Origin of the sequence: Nostoc sp. C117, assembly GCF_043099735.1 — a bacterium.
Lineage (GTDB): Bacteria > Cyanobacteriota > Cyanobacteriia > Cyanobacteriales > Nostocaceae > Nostoc.
On the sequence record NZ_CP170991.1, the window covers coordinates 1,480,551 to 1,502,920 of the forward strand.

The following is a 22,370-nucleotide window of genomic DNA, read 5'->3' on the forward strand; positions in this document are numbered from 1 at the left end:
ACTATTGATAATCAACCTGAGTTGATTTAATTCAAGTTTTGTTTTAAAGAAGGGAAATATTTTCCTCCTAGTTCAATTTCTCCTAGTTCAATTCCATTTTTGATTCTCGAAAGTAGATATTCCAGATCCCGACCGATGATATTTGTACCGTGATCTGGTTCAATCAAGCTGGCTAAGGCAATATCGCTACCATGTTGGTTGACTAAATCGTATATCCCCAGGAAGTTAAAGACTCCTGATTCATAAGTTCCACAGGGAACTGAGGGATTGTGGACACCTGTGTAATATTCTTTGTCGGATTTAAACCAATTAAGAGACGGGTATCCGTGGAAATGAACCATTGGCGCACCATTTTCAATGAGTTCTGGTGCATATAGGGAAGCAGAGAGGGCGATCGCCACCATCACGTACAAGTCGTATGATGGTTTAATATCCCCGGCGCTGGGGTTAATTGCTTGCGGTAATTGCAACAACAGCCTATCTTGCAAGCCAATCCTGAGAATATCGGTTTCCAAATTTAGGTCAGTTTTTTTGGAACCTGAACGAGAACTGACAACCCAAATATCTGGGATTTGTTTGTATCGATATTCATTACCAATTTTGGTTTTTAAATATCTCCTACCAATTTGATTTAGTCGCAGTTCATCACTGCTAAATCCAGGGATGGGTGATAGGTTCTCCCATTCACTAGCTGAGATTTCTCCAGCCCCGACATATTGCGGAGGTTCTGCATACGCGACAAAACCATAAGATACACCTGTTCTCCCATTGGCCATCCAGTCTACAATATCTCGATGGGATTTTCTGGTAATTACATCGTCAATTTTGAATCCAGAAGGCAGCAATTCGGTTGCTGCTAATTCTTGACCAAATTTTACCAGTTGGGCTGCATAGGGGGATTGATTTGGGTCATATTGACTGAGGGTAAATCTGCTCAGCGGCAATGGTAAAATTGGTACGTATATTTTCGGTGTTAAAGATTTCAAAACAAAATCATCAATTGATTCCACAGGAAATGTAGAATCGGAAAGATTCATATTTAATATAGAAATCTGATCGGCAGACACACCAATGACAATCTCAGAAAATGTTCTGACTAGAGTATTTACACCAATGGGAATTTTTTGTTGATAGGGAAGATTAGAGCTAACAAATTCCTCATCCAAGTCTGTCAATACAATAATTTGGGTATTGGTAGGGTCTTCTACTGGTTGAATATTCTCTTCAGCCCAACTGATAAATTGAGCAATTTTAGAGACAGACTGTTTTTGATCTTTCCAAATAAATTTAGAATAGAAATTATAGAGATTTTCGGCAATACAAATCTTCAGCTTACTGAGTAAATTCGGTTTTCTTTCAACATCGATAATGGCGCTGACATCGGCTTTCACCACCCTAGTTTTGATTGTCTTCCGCAGATTAGTTAGGGGAATGGTGATTTCATAGTTCATTTCTTTGGTGGCTGATTCCCAATCTACAATCTGCACGCCACAATCTTGGAGTTTTTGCGCTAATTGTTCTCGAAATTTGATAATTGCTGCTTCTTGATATCCCTTTGGCAAGGGTCGAAAAGTAATTTTCAGCTTTTGCGCCATAACTTCGGGGTTGGTAACAGGCGGTTTAAAATCTGTATCGGTTTTTTGGGAAAATCCGCCAATTAAACGTCCGATAGTTTGTAAGCTGAGAGATTGACCATTATCTGTAGGACATTGAGAATCGTTATTTTTTCTTTGCAGTAAACTGAGAATTTCGGCTTTGCATTTTGCCAGTTCGTTTTGAATTTCTGGTGTTAATATCCCTTTGGGGGAATGAATGCGGAGTTTATCATTATCAACCCATAATTTCACACCTTTTTGAGTTAAGTTATCTACAAGTTCAGTGACATTCATGATTGCTAAAATCCTTAATTATCTAATTTTTTAAAATATAACTAATCAAATTTCAAAAGCTTCTGTTTCAGATGCCGCTAATTCTGTAGCTAGGTGCTGCGAAAGTACGGCAATTGTTGGATAATGTACTAACATCAATGGAGAAACCTGGATTCCTAAATATTTTTGTCCGGCATTGGCAATACTAATTGCTAACATGGAATCCAATCCGTAACTATCAAAAGGTGCTTGAATCTCTATATCATCTGGTTTGACTCCCATTTCTTTGGCTATTTGCGAGACTAGCCAGTTTTGAATATCTGTGACTGTCAGCGATTGGCGTTGCAATTGCTGTGTAGATGGCGATGGATCTGTTAATTTTGTTAGCAGTTGCGACAATAATTCCCATTCATCGGCAGATAGGTTTTCTGCTGCTGGCAACTGTTGAGTTAGCTGATGCACATTTCTCTGCTTGATCGAGTCAATAATAGACAAGTCTGCATTGATCTGTGTTCCAGACTCAATCCAATAGCGTTGGCGTTGCCAAGGATAATTTGGTAATTGGAGGCGATCGCACAAATCATCTGGATACAAAGCCGCCCAGTCTATTGTCACACCTTTGATATATGATTGAGCAACGTTTTCCAAAATGCTTTGCCAATTTATTGATTCGGACTTGAGATCGGGTATTTGCAGTTCTTCTGGGAAGTTAGTAGTCGCTTTACCTTGACTTAACCCTTCTACTGGTTTCCCGTCTCTAAAAGCCCCTAGTTTTCCCGCCAGTTCCAAGGTGGATGCAGCAGTTACAGCTAGGCGGTAGGGAAAATGCGATCGCCTAGTATTAGCTGTAAAACAAATATCTGCCAAATTCAACTCCGGATTGCCAATTAAGTAGTTTTCATATGCTGCTGTTAACTGCACTAATGACTCTTGTGTTTTGGCGGAGAGGGCTAATATATGCAGAGGACGTGATAACCCTTGGGGATTTTCCACATTTGTGTATTCTTCCAACACTATATGAGCATTAGTCCCACTAAAGCTAAAAGCACTGACTCCAGCCAAGCGTTGCCGATCTCCTTTGCCCCAAGGGATATTCTGTGTCGGTACTTTGACTGGTAATTTCTCCCAGTCAATATAAGGATTGGGCTGATGCAGGTGCAGGTGGGGTGGTATTTCGCCATGTTGCATGGCAAGTACTATTTTCATTAAACTTGCAATGCCGGAAGCTGCTTCTAGATGACCAATATTAGTTTTCACCGACCCAATCAGTAAGGGATTGTCTAGGGGACGATCTTTGCCATATACTGCTGCCAAGGCTTCCACTTCTATTGGTTGGCCTACGGATGTGCTGGTACCTTGCACTTCGATGTAATTCACAGCAGTGGGTGCAACACCAGCATTTTCCAAGGCTTGGCGAATCAAAGCTTGCTGAGACGGTCCGTTAGGGGCAATTAAACTACTACTGCGGCCATTGTGGTTGACTGCGGAACCACGAATGACGGCGAGAATTTTGTCTTTGTCAGCAACAGCATCAGACAGGCGTTTGAGGACGATGACGCCACAACCTTCACCACGAACGTAGCCATTAGCGTCAGCATCAAAGGTTTTACAATAACCATCTGCATCTAACATTTTGGTTCTGGCAAAAGCCACACTGGTTTCTGGTGATAGCAGTAAGTGGACTCCACCCACCAGTGCCAGATGACACTCTCGATTTCGCAGGTGTTGACAGGCTAAATGTAGCGCCACTAATGAGGAAGAACAAGCGGTATCAACGGCTAAACTCGGCCCTTTTAACCCCAAAAAATAAGATAAGCGTCCAGCCGCTACACTTAAAGCATTGCCTGTGGCACAAAAAGCATCTACTTGAGTAGCGCCACCAGTCTGCCAAATCATGTTGTTATAGTCATTGCTACAGATGCCTAAAAATACACCTGTGAGGCTGTTAAACAACTGTTCTGGTGATTGATTGGCATTTTCTAGGGCTTCCCACGCGACTTCTAGTAACAAGCGTTGTTGGGGATCGAGGCTTTTGGCTTCTGTGGTAGAAATCCCGAAAAAGTGGGGGTCAAAGCTATCAAGCTGTTCAGTTAAACAGCCTCCTTTACGGGTGTAAATTTTTCCTGGTGTATCTGGATTGGGGTCGTAGTAAGCTGCTGTATCCCAGCGTTCAGGAGGAATATCAATAATTGCATCAACACCATCACGCAACAACTGCCAAAATGCCTCCGGGTTATCAGCACCACCAGGGAATCGGCAACCCATACCCACGATCGCGATCGGTTCTTTTTTGGCATATTCTACAGCATCAAGCTGGGCCTGCATCTTCTCTAGCGCCATCAGCGCCCGTTTGATAGGAGATAGGGAATTAGCTTGTTCTGAACTCATGGTTGTTTTTGGTGATTGAGTGTGATTTTGTCGGGGTGTAATTGGCAGTTAATATTTCAAGTTGTCTAACTTACTCAGCAGCAATGCTTCGGCTTCGCTATCCGATAATTCCTCCAGTTCTGACTCAGCCATTCCCTGTGCTGGCGGGGGAGAATTTTCTGTTAATGGTTCAGGCGATCGATCTGTCCATAATTCCTGTATGAGATAACTTACCAGAGCATCCACTGTGGGATAATCAAAAATCAACGATGCTGGGACAGAACAGCCTAAACTACTTTGTAGACGGTTTCTTAATTCCACCGCCATCAGCGAGTCCATACCCAATTGCAGAAAACCTTCTTTGGGATCGATTTCCTCTGTTGATGTTAAATTCAGCACTTTGGCAATTTGCGATCGCACATAATTCATTAATAAAATTGGGCGTTGTTTTGGCGCAGCTGCTTCTAGTTGTTGCCGGAGTTCGGCTACCTGCGGTGTAACTTTTGATATTGCGTTAGTAAATTCTGCTAAGAACGGTAGTTCGACATCGCTGGGGAACTGGGCTGTAAATTTAGACCAGTCTACTGGTAACACCCCGACTTGAGCCAGATTTTGCTGAACCACTTTTGCTAATATCTGCAACCCTGGCTCTAAAGGAATTGGCTGTACACCTTGTGCCGCCCAACGAGCCTGTTCGCGACTGCTTAAAGCGGCTGCCATACCTGCATCTGCCCAAGGTCCCCAGTTGATACTTGACCCTGGCAACCCTAATGCTTGACGATGATGCGCCAGTGCATCCATGAAGGCATTAGCCGCTGCATAGTTACCTTGTCCAGGGGAACCCAATAAAGCCGAGACGGAGGAGAAACAAACAAAGAAGTCTAGGTTTAGTTCCTTAGTTAAAGTATGCAAATTCCACGCACCTGCAACTTTCGGAGCCATGACTAGTTCAAAATTTTCCCAAGTCTGCCTAAGTAACATCCCATCTGCCAACAAGCCAGCTGCATGGATGATGCCACGCAAGGGAGGCATGGATGCGTTCAAAGTAGCTAACATCTGGCTCACGTCTTCTTGCTGAGACACATCTGCGGTGACAACTAACACCCGCGCTCCCGCTTGTTCTAACTGCTCAATTGCTGGTTGGTTCTCTGGGGATACGCCACGTCTTCCCATCAACACGAGGTTTTGTGCGCCTTGCTCAACCAACCATTGAGCTACTTGTAAACCCAACGCCCCCAAACCGCCAGTAATCAGGTAGCTGCTATCAGCCTGAATCGTTGTTTCCTTGGGCATCTGAGGTTGGGGAATGCTGACCACTACCTTACCAATGTGTTTGGATTGTGCCATATAGCGGAAAGCATTGGCGACATCTTGAATTGAGAAGACATTTACTGGCAGGGGTTTGAGGGAACCCTGTTGAAATTCTGCCATCAGTTCCCCTAACATTTCCCCAATTAAACTGGGATTTTCTAGGGAAATATCCAGCAAATCAAAGGGGATATAGGCTACATCCGGTCTACTATCTTTGACTTGCTCGGCATCCCAGATACCGATTTTACCAATTTCAATAAACCGACCGCGATCGCTCAACACTTCTAGACTCTTGGGAATATACTCCCCATTCAGGCTATTGAGTACCACATCAATTCCTTGTCCAGAGGTGATTTCTGGGATTTGGTCAGCAAATTCTAAGCTGCGGGAGTTCATCAGCTGTTTTACCCCTGTAGCTCGCAGATGCTCCCACTTGCTAGGGCTAGCTGTGGCTAGTACCTCTGCTCCCACCCGTTGGGCTAACTGCACAGCCGCTTGTCCTACACCCCCAGCCGCCGCATGAATTAATATCCGCTCTCCTGATTTGAGCTGGGCTTGCTGGTATAAGCCGTAGTAGGCGGTTAAGAACGCGGTGGGAATTGTCGCTGCTTCCTCAAAAGTGAGATTTTCTGGTTTGCGGACTACAAATTCTGACCTGACAATGACAAAGCTAGCAAAACTGCCTATGGTTTGAGCCGCAATCACGGCATCACCCACTTGTACGTGTGAGACATTCTCGCCAACCGCCACGACTATACCAGAACATTCGCCACCAAAGGGTAGTTCTTTCGCATCCGTAATCCCCATTTGCTCAGTATATTCCCTGAGCATACCCAAAGCATTCAGGACATCGCGGAAGTTTAAGCCCACAGCCCGGACAGCAATTTCTACTTCTCCTGGTCCTGGTTGACGGCGTTGCATCGCTGCCAAGGTTAAATTCTCAAAAACTCCGTACTCAGAAATTTGCAGTTGGAAAGCCTGATTGGCGACATCTGCTTCCCTAGCAGCGTCAGACCGTACCAACCTAGCGACGTAACGTAGTCCTTGGCGGTAGGCAATCTGGTCTTCTCGGCTTGGGACTAACAATTCCTGGGCAAGCGATGGAATATGATCTTCTGGAGCATCAGGATTTATGTCTAGGCGGACGCAGTGCAATTCTGGGTGTTCTAAGGCAATTACCCGTCCCAATCCCCACAAGGTTGCTTGCTGGACTTGTAGTGGAGTTGCTTGTTCTCCTACGGACTGTGTACCTTTAGTCACTAAATATAAACTGGGCAACGCTGGCAATTTGGCATTGTAAATTGCCTGTAGTAAAAATAACACACTGCCACAACTCACTAGTTGTGGCTCACTGGTGGCATCGCAACTCCATAAATGGACAATTCCCTGACAAGGGTTGTCTTGGATGAGGCGTTGAAAATCTTCAGGACGAGTAAGATTAATTTGATAGTGGTCAGCTTGTAATTGTTGGTAAACTGCTCCTGCAGAAACCATGATGCAGCGATCGCCTGTTGCTATCAACAACTGGGCTAGTTTCTGCCCCAAACCACCTTGGTCAGCAAATATCAGCCAACTGCTAGGCTGTTTGTTACTAGATGCTGGCTCCAAGTTTTGTCTTTGCCAAGCGATTTGATACAACCAGTTGTCTGTAGTTTGTTGTGCTGGTAATACTTTTGCTAATAAGCGTTGAAAGGCTTTCTGGGTGATGCGACGAAAAGATAAGCCTGTGATTTTGGCGACTAGCTCACCAGCATCATTCACCAGAGACAAATCAGCTTGCAGATGTTGTTTTACATCTTGAAATTCTATCTTTTCTACCCGACTCCACAGAGAACTACCCGCACGTTGGTAGACTTGCAATTGTTCTACGCCTACGGGTAAGTAGACATCTTGCTGCCCGTTATCGGGAAAGTTTGTACCTAGTATTTGAAAGCAAGCATCTAATAATACTGGATGTAGCAAGTATTTACTAGCGTCTGCTGTCAGGGGTAAGGGTAGCCGAACTGAGCCCACAGCTTGGGTTTCTCTTTGCCAGAGGCGGGCGATCGCTTGGAATTGATCGCCATAATTAAACCCGCGATCGTGTAAACTTTGGTAATATTCTTTCACAGATATCTCTGTAGAATCCTCACCCACCAACCCAGTTACATCTACTGGGGCAGAATGAGTTTCTGCATTTCCTAGCCGTACCTTGCCAGATGCGTGGAGTGTCCAGTTATCGAGATTACTCTCATCCTCTAAGTAGCTCAACACCTGCCAAGAATATACTGTGGTGTTTTCGGGAGTCAGCACCACTTGCAGAGTTTTCGGTTCGTCTCCAGAAAATACCAAAGCTTGCTGGATGGATACTGCTTCTAACTGCACGCAATCTGTTTTGAAGACAATTGCCCCTGCGGACAAAGCCATTTCCATGTATGCAGTAGCAGGTAAGATAGTGGCATCATAGATGCAATGGTCTTGGATAAAAGTCGGCGACGCCGTACTAATTTGAGACTCAAAATGAATTGATTGGCTGGTTGCTAGGGGCAAACGTTGTCCTAACAGAGGATGGAGAATTTTTCTAGCTTTACCATTCCTGGATATGAGCGCAGGTTGATCTCGCTGCACATCAACCGTTTCTATCCAAAAACGCTGACGTTGGAAAGGATAAGTAGGCAAATGCAAACGCACACGGGAATAATCAGCATCAAAACTCTGCCAATCCACAGCCACACCATGACAATGCAACTGTGCCAAGGATAATAACATCACCTGCCAATCATCTTGTCCTGGTCGCAAAGAAGGTAACCACAATCCCTCAACTGTGGGGCTGCACTGACGCCCCATCCCCAACAATATGGGTTTAGGACCGATTTCTAGACATATTGCTACTTTCTGCGATCGTAATGTCGCTATACTTGCGGTAAATTCTACAGGATTAAGAATATGACGACACCAATATTCGGCTGTGGCGATTTCTGCTGTGACTAGTTGTCCAGTGACATTCGAAATCAGCTTCATCTGCGGTGAGGAAAACTTAATTTCGCTGGCGACTTGCAGAAAATCTGCCAACATCGGTTGCATCAGGGGGGAGTGGAAGGCGTGGGATACTTGCAGTTGTTTGGTTTTGAACCCTGCGGTTTCTAGTTGGTTTGAGATGGCACTAATGGCTGATTTCTCTCCAGAGATTACCAAACTCTGGGGTCCGTTGACGGCGGCGATCGCAACTTTTTCTTTGTATACTCCTAGCAGTGGCTGTAGTTGCTCAACTGTTGCCATAACTGCGACCATTGCCCCATTTTCTGGTAGGGCTTGCATTAATTTTCCCCGGGCAGCAATTAATTTCAACCCGTCTTCCAGGCTAAATACTCCTGCAACGCAGGCAGCAACGTATTCTCCGACGCTATGCCCCATGACGACATCTGGTTTAATTCCCCAGGATTGCCATAGTTGGTAGAGGGCATATTCGAGAGCAAATAGGGCTGGCTGGGTATATGCGGTGTTGTCGATGGGGCTATTTGTGCCTGGTTGGGGATATAAAACTTCTAGTAATGGTTTGTCTAAATATGGTTGCAGAATTTGGTCACATTGGTCGATGATTTGCCGGAATTTTGCTTGGGTTTGATACAGTTTTTGTCCCATCCCGGCGTACTGTGATCCTTGTCCTGTAAATAGGAAGGCGATTTTGTGAGTAGTTGACTCTGCCTCGCCTAAAACCACTCCCGGAACATCCTGCCCCAATGCCCAGCTAGTTAACTGCGCCAATGCTGACATTGTAGAGTCAGCCAAGATGCCGAGACGATATTTCCAATGCGATCGCCCAGTATTAGCAGTAAAGCAAATATCTGCTAAAGATGTTTCGGGGTGAGACTGTAAATAATTAATATAACGTTGCACCAATTCCCGCAAAGCCTTCTCAGTTTTCGCTGAGAGATTCAGCAAATGTTGAGGGCGCTCAATAAATTTGGCATCTTGCGGTTGGGATGGGACATTATTAGTTGGTGCTTCTGCCAAAATTATATGAGCATTAGTACCACTGGCGCCAAAGGAACTAACTCCAGCCAGGCGTTGTTTGTCTCCCACTGGCCAGGGTGTAGCTTGGGTGGTGACTGATACAGGTAATTCTTCCCAGTTAATGTGGGTGTTAAGTTGCTTTAAATGCAAATGGGGCGGAATTTGCTGATGTTGCAAGGAAAGTATGACCTTAATTATTCCGGCAATCCCAGCGGCTGATTCTAAATGCCCAATATTTGTTTTCACCGCCCCGATTTTCAGAGGATTTTCTGCTGTGCGTCCAGCACCTAAAACAGCAGCTAAAGCCCTGACTTCAATGGGATCGCCCAGGGAAGTACCGGTGCCGTGAGCTTCTACATAATCTACCTCTTCTGGTTTGACATTAGCCCTGGTTAAAGTCTGGCGAATCAAGTTTTCTTGGGCGCTGCGGTTGGGTACAGTAAAACCACTACTAGCACCATCTTGATTGACTGCCGAACCACGAATTAAGGCTAAGATGCGATCGCCATCAGCAAGAGCATCTGAGAGGCGTTTGAGTACCAAAACGCCACAACCTTCTCCTCTGGTAATGCCATCAGCTTGGCTGTCAAAGGTTTTGCAGCGTCCATCAGCAGACAAGACTTTGGCTTTTGACAAGCCGATATTATTTTCTGGAGATAAAATTAAGTTCACACCACCAGCTAAAGCGCGATCGCACTCTTGGTTCCGTAAGCTTTGACAAGCCAGATGCACGGCTACTAAGGAGGATGAGCAAGCTGTATCTACAGCCATACAGGGGCCATGCAATCCCAGAGTATAAGACAAGCGACCCGCTACGGCATTCAGGGGATTACCTGTGAGATAATAGGGATCGATTTGGCTCAAGTCACCACCGGGAGTAATGAGTCTGGCGTAGTCGTTGGTCGTAATGCCAATAAACACGCCTGTTTGCCCATTTACTTGTTCTTGAGGAATTATCCCAGCATTTTCTAAGGCTTCCCAAGTTACCTCTAACAATAAGCGTTGCTGCGGATCTAACTTGATGGCTTCTCGTGGGGAAATACCAAAAAATTGAGCATCGAATTGGTCTATCTGCTGCAAAAATCCCCCGTAGCGGGAATACATTTTCCCTGGTTTATCTGGATCTGGGTGATAGTAATCTTCCAGATTCCACCTTTGACTAGGAATTTCTGTAATTGCGTCCACACCATCGATCAGCAGCTGCCAGAATTCTTCTGGATTTGTGACACCACCAGGAAAGCGACAACTCAAACCCACAATAGCGATCGCTTCTGTTTTGGCACGCTCGACAGCTTTTAATTTTTTGACAGCTTCATCTAAAGCTAAGAGGATGCGTTGTGATGAATTGAGCTGCTCTAATTTATCTTTATCTACTTTTTTTGATATATTATTCATTCTATATATTCTTTACCCAATTAAGCTTTCTAATTCCGCCAACTTATCAGCAATTGACGCTTCCACCTCCTCCTCAGATAGTTGTGTGATTTCTAATAAATCTGTATTTAAATCTGTATTCGGCTCGGTTGCTACTTGTTGTGGTTCGTCTTGCCAATGTAAGACTTCCTTACCGAGATATGTCGCTAAGTCTTGAATATTGGGTACTTCAAACAGCAGAGTTCCAGGTAAAGAACAGTTGAGATTGGTTTCTAGGCGGTTTTTTAAATCTACGGCCATTAAAGAATCTATACCCATCTCAAAGAAACCTCGGTGTATATCTGCTAGTTGAGCCGCTCCTAACACTTTAGAGATTTCTGCTTGCAGGTAAGCAATTAAAATCGGTTGACGTTCAGTTGGTGTTGCTACTGTTAAGTTTTGTAATATTTCTGACTTTTCATCTAGAGATTTTTCTGTGTTTTCCGGTAGTGTTCCTAACTTCTCCAGCAGCAGACGTTGCCCTCTGGCTTCATAAATACCTTTAAACACAGTCCAATTAATATTAGCGATCGTTACTTGGGCGGCATCTCCTCTCAAAGCCACTCCCAAAGCAGCCAGTGCTTGCTGTGGTGGCAAAGCCTCGACTCCCATCCGGGCTAAAAACTGTTGGGCTTCTCCTACAGCCATGCCTACTTCTGCCCAAGGTCCCCAATTGATACTTAATCCAGGTAATCCTCTGCTGCGTCGGTAATTTGCTAAGGTATCGAGGAAATGGTTGGCGGCTGCGTAATGGGCTTGTCCTTTTGATCCCCACACAGAGGCGATGGAGGAAAAACTGACAAACAACTCTAATTGCATATCCTGGGTGAGTTCATGCAGAATCCATCCTCCCAGTACCTTTGGACGCAGAATAGATTCCCAGGTAGTCAATTCCATTTCGGTGATGGTATCATAACCAACTGCACCCGCTGCATGGATCGCACCTTTGAGGGGCGGCATTGATGCTGCCACTGCTTCTAGCACCTGCAACATATCTGCTCTATTGCATACATCTGCTTGTGCTACCAAAATTTTGATTCCAGCAGTCTGCATCTTGGTAATATTTGCCTGTGCCTCTGGTGAAGCACCACTTCGTCCCAGCAACACTAAGGATTTTACGCCTTGGGTAACAAGCCACTGGGCTAGTTTGAGTCCCAATGCACCAAGCCCACCAGTAATTAGATAAGTGCCGTTCCTGTTGAAATCCTTCTTTGATGATGCTGTTGGCTGCATCGGTACTAACCGCGCTACATAACGCTGTCCAGAACGAAAAGCTAAATGGTCTTCTTTTTGAGCATCGCTAATTTCTGCCAACAGTGTGAAAACTTCATCGGCTGTGGGTTGGGGGTCTAAATCTACCATCCCTCCCCATAACTCTGGGTATTCTAGTGCTACTACTTTACCTAGACCCCATACAGGTGATTGCTGTACGGCTGGTAGTGAGGAATTAACAGAGATTGCTCCCCGCGTCACTAACCAGAAAGTCGGATTTATGGGTTGTGGATTTTGGGCGATCGCCTGGAGCAGATGTAATACACTGATAGATCCCCAGGTTTGTGCTTGTGCTAACTCGGCAAGGGAGAAATCTTTTGTTTGAGTTGTTTCTAAACTCCACAGATGTATGACTCCACGCCAAGCTAATTCACCAGATGGCAAGGCTTCTCGCAATAAACGCTGAAAATCTTCCCCCCTAGCTGGGTTCACCAGCCAAGTGGCAGCAGCAAGCAACTGATAGTCATCACCAGGGTAGACAAGGACACAACTATGACCTTGGTTTTGGAGTAATTGGGCTATGGCTTGTCCCAAACCAGTGCGATCGCCTAATATTAGCCAACTACCAACTTTTTTAGCCGCTCCATTTTCTTGTGCCTCTGGCTGGCGACGGGGTTGGGGTTGCCATTCGATTTGATAAAACCAATCGGGAATCCCTGGGGAATTGATTTCCATCTGATGCTGCTTCACCAGCACTTCCAGAAGTTTTGGCAAATATGTCTGCTCATCTGCTGATAGTTGACTGGCTAACTGCTGGGTTAATTGTTCTACATTTCCTTGATGTAGCAGCTTCACAATCGAGCTGTGAACTAAGTCATCGGTTTTTTGGTCAGTTTTACTCTCTATCCAAAAACGCTGACGTTGGAAAGGATAAGTAGGCAAATGCAAACGCACACGGGAATAATCAGCATCAAAACTCTGCCAATCCACAGCCACACCATGACAATGCAACTGTGCCAAGGATAATAACATCACCTGCCAATCATCTTGTCCTGGTCGCAAAGAAGGTAACCACAATCCCTCAACTGTGGGGCTGCACTGACGCCCCATCCCCAACAATATGGGTTTAGGACCGATTTCTAGACATATTGCTACTTTCTGCGATCGTAATGTCGCTATACTTGCGGTAAATTCTACAGGATTAAGAATATGACGACACCAATATTCGGCTGTGGCGATTTCTGCTGTGACTAGTTGTCCAGTGACATTCGAAATCAGCTTCATCTGCGGTGAGGAAAACTTAATTTCGCTGGCGACTTGCAGAAAATCTGCCAACATCGGTTGCATCAGGGGGGAGTGGAAGGCGTGGGATACTTGCAGTTGTTTGGTTTTGAACCCTGCGGTTTCTAGTTGGTTTGAGATGGCACTAATGGCTGATTTCTCTCCAGAGATTACCAAACTCTGGGGTCCGTTGACGGCGGCGATCGCAACTTTTTCTTTGTATACTCCTAGCAGTGGCTGTAGTTGCTCAACTGTTGCCATAACTGCGACCATTGCCCCATTTTCTGGTAGGGCTTGCATTAATTTTCCCCGGGCAGCAATTAATTTCAACCCGTCTTCCAGGCTAAATACTCCTGCAACGCAGGCAGCAACGTATTCTCCGACGCTATGCCCCATGACGACATCTGGTTTAATTCCCCAGGATTGCCATAGTTGGTAGAGGGCATATTCGAGAGCAAATAGGGCTGGCTGGGTATATGCGGTGTTGTCGATGGGGCTATTTGTGCCTGGTTGGGGATATAAAACTTCTAGTAATGGTTTGTCTAAATATGGTTGCAGAATTTGGTCACATTGGTCGATGATTTGCCGGAATTTTGCTTGGGTTTGATACAGTTGCTGCCCCATTCCGGCGTACTGTGATCCTTGTCCTGTAAATAGGAAGGCGATTTTGCGGCGCTTGTTGCCTTGTACCTGACCTGTGACTATTGTAGTTGTTTCTGTTCCAGCAGTGAAAAGTTGTAGTTGCTGCCTTAACTGGGAAGTAGAGTCTGCTACAACTGCCAAACGGTGTTCAAAATGCGATCGCTTTCTATTAGCTGTGTAGCAAATATCTGCCAAAGCTAATTCTGGATTTTCATCCAAAAAGTTCGCATAACGTTGTGCTAATTCAGACAAAGCCGGAGGAGTTTTTGCAGAGATAGTGAGTAAATGTAGAGGACGTTCCAGGATATCTATTCTCTGGCTCTGATTTCCTCGTTGCTGTCCTCTGCCTTCTTCTAAAATGACATGGGCATTAGTACCGCCAAAACCAAAGGAACTGATACCTGCAAAGCGAGGCTCTGTCTTCACCTGCCAAGGTTGCAGCTCACAAGGAATAGCAAAGGGAATGCCGTCAAAGGAAATTAAGGGGTTTAGCTCTTGAAGATTTAAATGAGGCGGAATTTGCTGATGCTTCAGCGCCAAAACTACCTTCAGTAACCCAGCCATTCCCGCAGCTGCTTCCAAATGACCAATATTGGTTTTCACTGAACCGATCCAGCATGGTTGCTCTAAACTGCGCCCTTGCATAAGAACGGTTTTCAAAGCCCTGATTTCAATGGGATCTCCCAGTGATGTGCCAGTGCCATGAGCCTCAATATAGCTAATTTGGGCAGGTTCAACCCCAGCATTTTGCAGCGCTTGGCGAATTACAGCTTGTTGAGCAACGCTGTTAGGTGCTGTCATCCCATTGCTCAGACCATCTTGGTTAACTGCTGAACCTCTGATAATTGCCTGAATATTATCTCCATCCCCGATCGCATCTGCTAGACGCTTGAGTACTATAACCCCACATCCTTCACCACGGACATAACCATCTGCTTTAGCATCAAAGGTTTTGCAACGCCCATCTCCTGCCATCATGTGAGCATTAGAGTAGGTGATGGTCTGTTGCGGAGACAACATCAAGCTCACCGCTCCGACTACGAATAAATCGGTTTCTTGATTTCGCAAACTTTGACAGGCTAAGTGCAGCGCAACTAGGGAGGACGAGCAAGCCGTTTCAATACTAAAACTCGGACCTCTGAGATTCAATAGATACGATAGGCGAGTAGCAGCAATACTAATAGTATTGCCAGTACCATCATAGGCACTGATTCGGTCTAAGTCTTTGGATGACAAGATGCCGTAGTCATAGTTACCTATGCCAACTACAACCCCCGTTTGGCTACCAGATATCTCAGCAGGTACAATCGCGGCATTTTCCAAGGCTTCCCAAGCAACTTCTAAAACCAGGCGTTGTTGTGGGTCCATTGATTTCGCTTCTCGGGGAGAAATACCAAACAAGTCTGGATCAAACTGATCTACTTGTTCAATAAATCCACCGTAACGAGTGTTCATTTTTCCTAGTGTCCCAGGTTGGGGATGGTAAAATTTTTCAATGTCCCATCGTTCCACAGGCACTTCTGATATGGCATCAATCCCATTACGTAAAAGATGCCAAAAAGCCTCTGGGTTGTTAGCACCAGGAAAACGACAGCCAATGCCAATAATTGCTACGGGTTCCACGACAAAGACCTCAAATCCTTAGTATTGCTACTGACACATCAAACAATTGATGTTGATACTCACCATCATTTTCACTTCAGTATCGCTGATTTGCTCATGATGTCGCTATTTCCTTGGCAAATGCGTTGGAAGAATCATCACTTTTCAGCCACACCTAGACTAAACAACAGCACCAGCAAACTTGACAAATGCAGATTTGTTTCGTTGGATAGCTTGTTCAATTGAACCACCAGCAGCCATTAAGCGCATTTCACGGTTTACAGGCCACAGATAATCAAGGCGACCAAAGAATTTCCGCATATCGAATAACAGATCTTGGTGATACTTCAGATTCAAATGGAATCCTTCATGCTCTTGACATAAGCATTTCTCTAGCCAGTAAATAGCATCAGTACTAGACATACCAAACAAGGGAGAAGTCAGCAATCGATAATAAGAGGTCATAAAAGAGGTATCATCTCGGAAGGTGACAGGCAACCCTCCTGACAATCCGTTTAACAAACCACTTTGCAAGCGATAGATAATAATATTCGACAGCAGTTTTTCATAGGCTGTGGGTTTGGGGAAATCTTTATAAACCTCTTGAGAAATCACATGAGACATTGTTGTATGAAAAGCTTCATCCAACAAGTGATAGTAGGAGACTTGCAAAGGTGCAGGAATGAAATCGTTTTTTCTTTCGAGTTCTTTAAACTGTCTGAAGAAGCGATGTTCATAAGCCTTGAGGGACATATTAGCAATCATCCGAGCCGAGTAATACTGGGCTGCCATGAAAGGTGAACTACCCCAGTTCAAAGTCAAGAATTTAAAAGCAGATAGAGAAGCTGTCACTCCTGCTAACCCATCAGTTGTAGTGGGGATCTTCTCAACACCGCGTTCTTCTAAAAACCGGGAATAGTAATCTGCATTCTGGCGATGCATCAGCTTAGTAATCGCTCTAAATGTAGATTCTTGAAAAGATGACCAAGATTCCTTGCTTTGCGGCAACTTTAACTTATCTAACAGACTAGTGTTGGGTTTAGCTAACTTTTTATGAAGACTATTACCTAAGGATTGTTTACCCAGCAAAGCTACCTTAGTTTTATACCCAATTCTTTGAAATGTACCAATGTGAAATCGTTCTTGATGTGTTTCAAAATCTAGCTCTTGACAAAGGGTTTCATAGCCACCAAGTTTTGTAAATACACCTGATGTTACTTGGTTGTAAAGCATGGTGTTGGATTCGGCAGCTGCTGTGTGTTGATACTGTCCAACCCAATATAAATGATTCAGAGCTAGTTTTTGAGAAGTTGAAGCCTCTTCATAAAGGGGCGTGCCATATAAAGTTGAAAGTTCAGGCTCACCCCAGTAAGAACTGCTGTTACTGCTATAGTCAAAGTTTTTGCCTAGTGCTTCTATTTTTTCAGTGTAGTCAGACTCAGCGTTGTTGTTGTATGTTTTCTCAATTAGTTTAAAATGCTTTTTTTGCTTTGTCTTTGATGTATCTAATGATAGTTCTTCGTTGGCTACTGTTTTGGATGTTGTTAGCACTATTTGTCCCCTCAATGACGAATGCAAAAAGATAGAAAGAAGAAGATGAGTTTTTAACAATGACATCAAAAATTGGCTTTTCTGTTTAAACAAGCCAGTTTTTGATCCCTGACAAACTAGAGAAACTCAGCTACTACAATCTTGAGTTTTAGTTTCTAATGCAATTCAGAACTCAAATGCTGCACAAGACTTTCAATAGTAGGGTAGTCATAGAGCAGTGTAGGGTCTAAGTCCAATCCTAGCCAATCTGCTAAATCACCAGTCAAACCAACTGCTACAGAAGAATCTAATCCATATGTACTAAAGGGTAAAGTAATATCAATTTCTTCTGTTTCTACTTCCAGCAAATTAGCTATGTATACGAGAATCCAATCTTGAACCTCTTCAAGAGATGGAAATTTCTTTAATTCATGGTCTTTGGTATCTTTCTCGATTTGAGAAACTTGCATTACATCAAGATTGTGAGTTTTCATTGTTGCTATTTAATTAGATTATTTAGAAACTTTTCAAGTTCACCGGGGAAAGAATGACCAAAAGAAGACTCCCTAGAAGGAATAAGAAAAATAGGCGATATATTCGTCATGTTATTACATTGACTATGCGATATATCTTCTGTAATTCCTCTAAATAATACTATTACAGAAATGATTTTTTTGAAAGTAGGTGTAAGAATACTTTATCAATATATAATATTAAATTCCATTTTCTAATGTCTTGACAGAAGATAGTTATTGACTACACAGCCTAGGAACCAGAGGTTGGGTAGTAATGGCGCTTGAATAAATACTTCAAAAGTTAAGCCATCTGTTGCTCAGACAATGGCACAATCGAAGTTACAACACTACATAATGCATACAATTGCACCATTTCGGCTGACATTGACATTTTGATCTCGTTGTTGAGGACGAGTCCCATAAGCTCTTTGTGCTGATAGCACCTATCCGAATTGGCGAGCCATTCCTAAGTTCAGTCCCACTTCATCTACGAAGACTAAATCCTCCGCAGGTAACATAATCATTTCTTGTTGATAATTAGCTGCGTAAGCTTTTATCACTCTCAGTTCTATCCTTGTTTTTTAATTTGAAATTTATGCAAAATAGTTTCAATTTCTGCCTGTAAATTGATATATTTTTTAGTACTTTCTGGACTTTCACTCCAGTCTTGGACAACATCCAAGCTGCCTGACAAAAATGCGGTTCGACAGGCGTAACGGCGAACCTTACCACTAGAAGTTTTGGGAATACTTCCAGTCTTCACTAATACCACAGCAAATACATCTAGCCCATGTTCTGCTATTACTGTTTGTCTAATTTTATTGACGACTTCTTGAACGTTTAATTTCTTTAAGTAAGTTCTTTCGACTTCAGCAACAACAACCAGTCTTTCAGAAGCTTTGTATTCTACCGCGAAGGCAGCTAAACAACCTACTCTCAAAGCAGGATTACTCTTCTCTACAGTGAGTTCAATATCTTGAGGATAATGGTTTTGCCCACGAATAATGATGATATCTTTAATCCGACCTGTAACAAACAGTTCATCATCTTGTAAAAATCCCAAATCTCCTGTACGCAGAAATGGACCTTCTCCCGTATCTGCATAAGCATAGAAGTTTTTCTCTGTGAGTTCAGCTTGATTCCAGTAGCCTTGAGTCACACTTGAACCTGATACCCAGATTTCCCCGATTTGCTTCTCAGAACAAACAGTTAAAGATTCGGGATTGACAATGAGAATCTTCATATCTTGACAGCTTCGCCCACACCCGACTAAGGTTCTAGCATCAATCTGTTCATCTGTAACGTTGACTACTCGATTTTGTTCTAGTTCTGCAGGATCAACTTTACAAAGGATTGGTAATTCTGTTTTTGCTCCTCCAGAAACAATCAGAGTTGTTTCCGCCATACCATAGCATGGATAGAATGCTTTTTGATGAAAACCGCAGGGTGCAAAAGTCTTAGTGAATTGCTCCAACGTTTGAGCGCGAATGGGTTCGGCACCCGTAAAAGCAAGATCCCAACTACTTAAGTCTAGACTTTCTAAGTGTTCGGGTGTGGCCTTACGCAGACATAGCTCATATGCAAAGTTCGGACCACCACTAGTAGTAGCTTTGTAGCGAGAAATTGCTTGTAACCAACGCATGGGTTTTTGCAAAAAGTCCACAGGTGACATCAATACCACGGGAAACCCAGCGTAAAGGGGTTGTAAAATACCACCAATCAATCCCATATCATGGTAAGGAGGTAACCAAATCAAACCTTTGCTGTTGGATGAATGACCAAAACATTGGGCGATCGCGCGAGAATTATGTAAAAGGTTGCCATGATTGACCATTACACCTTTGGGATTCCCAGTAGAACCAGAAGTGTACTGTAAAAAAGCTAAGGAATTCTCTTCAAGTTCTAGTTGCTGCCATGATTGTGTGAGTTCGTTAGTCAATGCATCGGTTGTTAACCATTGCAATTGACCTAGTTCTAACTCCTGTTCAGCAAAAAGCTCGCGGTTATTCAGTAATGTGGTTGTAGTGAGTACTATTTGAGCTTGGGCATCAGATGTAATTGACTGTAGTCTACTGAGATTTTGATTTTTTCTTGGTGGGTAGGCGGGAACGGCTACTACTCCAGCATATAAACATCCAAAGAAGGCAGCAATAAAATCTAATCCAGGCTGATAAAGGAGTAGAGCCCGTTCTCCAACAAGATTAAGAGCTTGCAAAGAACAAGCGATCGCTCTAGACCGCAGATGAAGTTCTTGATAAGTCAAGCTATCTGCTTCTTGTTCTCCATTTTTTAAAAATGTATAAGCTTTTTGTTCTGGCTGGTGCTTTGCTCGATAAATGAGTATATCAACTAACGTTGAGACGCTATATTCACTATCTATTGAATAGCTTAAACAACTCAGAGTCATTCTATAAACACCTTATTTTAAATAATTATGCTCTCTCTAAACATGGTTTTTGTAAAATCAGAATGTAGCGCCAATCACAAATCTTCCGGTGATGGAAGATTATTCAGTATATCGGCTCGAACATTTATTGCTGAGACAGGGTATAAGCTCTGTGAGAAGGGAATTACAAGCTAATTTTATTTACATAGTTTTGTTTCTCCAAGCCGTGTTACTTAAATAAATTTAATTGCTAAGTAACAATTTTAAGATTTAAACCGTGTTGATTTTACATATATTCTTTCTTGAATTTGTAAAAAAAGATATATGACCCTTCTACAAATATATACGCATATTTTTAGATTTAAATCAATGTGTTAAAAGAATCCTTTACATAATCTTTATATATTCCTCACTGAATTCACTCATAACGTCACTCATGCTCATTTAAAACAGGTTAAAAGTAAGTAAATTTTATCGATAAATATTTGAGTATAAATAAACCTGTATATTAATTTTAATCGACGTTTATATTCAACATGATTATCATTATCAATAATTCTCTGAAGAATATTTTCATTGAGAAAACATGGTCTTTAACTCAGTCCAGACAGATGTTTGAATATTTGTGCCCAACCAAGAGCGTTTGCCCCTTCTCTGCAAGACGCTACGCGAACGGGGAAGTCAAAAGTCACGCATTCAAAAGTCAAAATTTAAAGACTACAATTCAGTTCTGTTTGTGATGATAAATCCTTGGATCGTATATCCTAAACCGAATCCTCAAGCCAATTTACGCCTATTTTGCTTTCCTTTTGCTGGTGCAGGTGCTTCTTTTTTTAAACCTTGGGCGGACCAATTACTTCCACAAATAGAAGTCTGTGCAGTACAACTCCCTGGACGAGAAAACAGAATTAAGGAGCCTCTGTTTAGCCAACTCACCCCTTTACTTCAGGAGATGATACCTGCCCTCCTACCCGAATTTGACCGTCCTTTTGCCTTCTTTGGTCACAGTTTGGGAGCCTTGATTTGCTTTGAGTCAGCACGCCAGTTGCGTCGATTAAAACATCGCCAACCATTTCACCTTTTTATTTCTGCTCGTCAAGCCCCTAATACTCCCGACTTACACCCACCAATTCACCAACTACCTGAAGCCGAGTTTTTTGAACAAGTATGTCGTTTCAACGGTACCCCAAGTGTTGTCTTGCAAAACCCTCAATTAATGAAATTGTTTGTGCGTATCTTGCGAGCAGACTTAGCAATAGCTGAAACCTATTCATATATAGAAGAAGCTCCACTTGATTGTCCTATCTCTGCCTTTAGCGGTCTACAAGATGAGGTCGTTCTGACTGTTTCTCTCAACGCTTGGTGTGAACAAACTCATAGCAAATTTCAACTCCATACATTTCCCGGCAACCATTTCTTTATCAAAAACAAGCAGAAAGAAATATCGCAAGTTATTTCTCAAACCCTATTAGGGTAATTGGTAATTCGTAATTCGTGACGATGCTCCGCCCCGGTACACTGTTTTCATGCCCAAAGGGCTGTACGTAATTAAGTTTTGCAGTAGCGAGTCTTCTCACAAGGGGAGACCGCCAAAGGCGATAGCGTAGCGTTAGCGAGTCTTGCCTACGTAACGCTGTTCGCGTTCGAGCGTCTGGGGATTTTAACCCCACTGCACTGTACTATCCTGTATCCCCATTTGTTAATCGATCTATTAAGAATTATTTCTTTAAGTCTAAAACTTCATTTTTGTATCGATTTAAATAAAAAATTTTATTATTGCTTAATACTTTAGAGAAACTTTAATTAAAGTACTATTGATTGAAAAGAACATATAAATTTTTGGTAAAGACAACCTCATAATTATTGATTTTCAATGAAATCCGTGATTTTATTGACTATAAGTTTAGTGTCAAGGAAAATCAAATTAGCGGGACTTAAATATTTTTGAGCGCGAAAGAAGCCTGAAACCCATGCTGGGTAAGGGAAATAGAATAAATACTCAAAAAATGCTTAAACCTAGATTTATGTAAAAAACCAAGCAAAACAATGTCTAAGTCTTTATATATATAGGTTTGATACTTTATTTGTGTATTTTTTTGTCTAAGTCCCATTAGTCTTTTTCCGTAAAGTTACTAAGAGATTCTAGATAAGATTTGTTAACAATATTTAAAATATTCAAATTTTATTTGTATGCTCTTTAGTAATTAATTTAAAGAACCGCACAATTCTTACTAGTGGTCTGTTCAAGTT

Annotated in this window: 8 protein-coding genes; 1 reads left to right on the forward strand and 7 read right to left on the reverse strand. The window is 43.0% G+C overall.

Features of this window, described 5'->3' with window-relative positions; genetic code table 11:
• Positions 1 to 26: 26 nt before the first annotated feature.
• The 7 genes from ACFG4S_RS07475 to ACFG4S_RS07505 form a co-directional block, all read right to left on the reverse strand.
• Complete coding sequence (locus tag ACFG4S_RS07475) at positions 27 to 1,889, reverse strand: hypothetical protein (RefSeq protein WP_392534190.1); 1,863 nt, start codon at positions 1,887 to 1,889, stop codon at positions 27 to 29.
• A 45-nt stretch (positions 1,890 to 1,934) separates the two neighbouring features.
• Positions 1,935 to 4,256: a beta-ketoacyl synthase N-terminal-like domain-containing protein gene (locus ACFG4S_RS07480; protein WP_392534191.1), complete on the reverse strand. Its 2,322-nt coding sequence runs from the start codon at positions 4,254 to 4,256 to the stop codon at positions 1,935 to 1,937.
• Between the two features lie 48 nt (positions 4,257 to 4,304).
• A complete protein-coding gene (locus ACFG4S_RS07485) occupies positions 4,305 to 10,934 on the reverse strand; it encodes an SDR family NAD(P)-dependent oxidoreductase (RefSeq protein ID WP_392534192.1) in 6,630 nt (2,209 codons plus the stop codon).
• A gap of 12 nt (positions 10,935 to 10,946) precedes the next feature.
• Positions 10,947 to 15,710 carry a type I polyketide synthase gene (locus ACFG4S_RS07490; RefSeq protein WP_392534193.1) on the reverse strand — a complete coding sequence of 1,588 codons (4,764 nt, stop codon included), beginning with the start codon at positions 15,708 to 15,710 and terminating at the stop codon, positions 10,947 to 10,949.
• A gap of 159 nt (positions 15,711 to 15,869) precedes the next feature.
• Complete coding sequence (locus ACFG4S_RS07495; protein ID WP_392534194.1) at positions 15,870 to 17,240, reverse strand: hypothetical protein; 1,371 nt, start codon at positions 17,238 to 17,240, stop codon at positions 15,870 to 15,872.
• A gap of 155 nt (positions 17,241 to 17,395) precedes the next feature.
• Positions 17,396 to 17,713, reverse strand: coding sequence for an acyl carrier protein (locus ACFG4S_RS07500; protein WP_392534195.1), 318 nt, complete (start codon positions 17,711 to 17,713; stop codon positions 17,396 to 17,398).
• Positions 17,714 to 18,302: 589 nt separating this feature from the next.
• Positions 18,303 to 20,141 (reverse strand): fatty acyl-AMP ligase, encoded by a 1,839-nt coding sequence (locus tag ACFG4S_RS07505; protein ID WP_392534196.1) that lies wholly within the window; start codon positions 20,139 to 20,141, stop codon positions 18,303 to 18,305.
• Between the two features lie 604 nt (positions 20,142 to 20,745).
• On the opposite strand from ACFG4S_RS07505, the gene ACFG4S_RS07510 reads away from it, so the two are divergent.
• On the forward strand, positions 20,746 to 21,597 hold the full coding sequence (locus ACFG4S_RS07510) for a thioesterase II family protein (protein ID WP_392534197.1): 852 nt from the start codon (positions 20,746 to 20,748) through the stop codon (positions 21,595 to 21,597).
• Positions 21,598 to 22,370 lie beyond the last annotated feature (773 nt).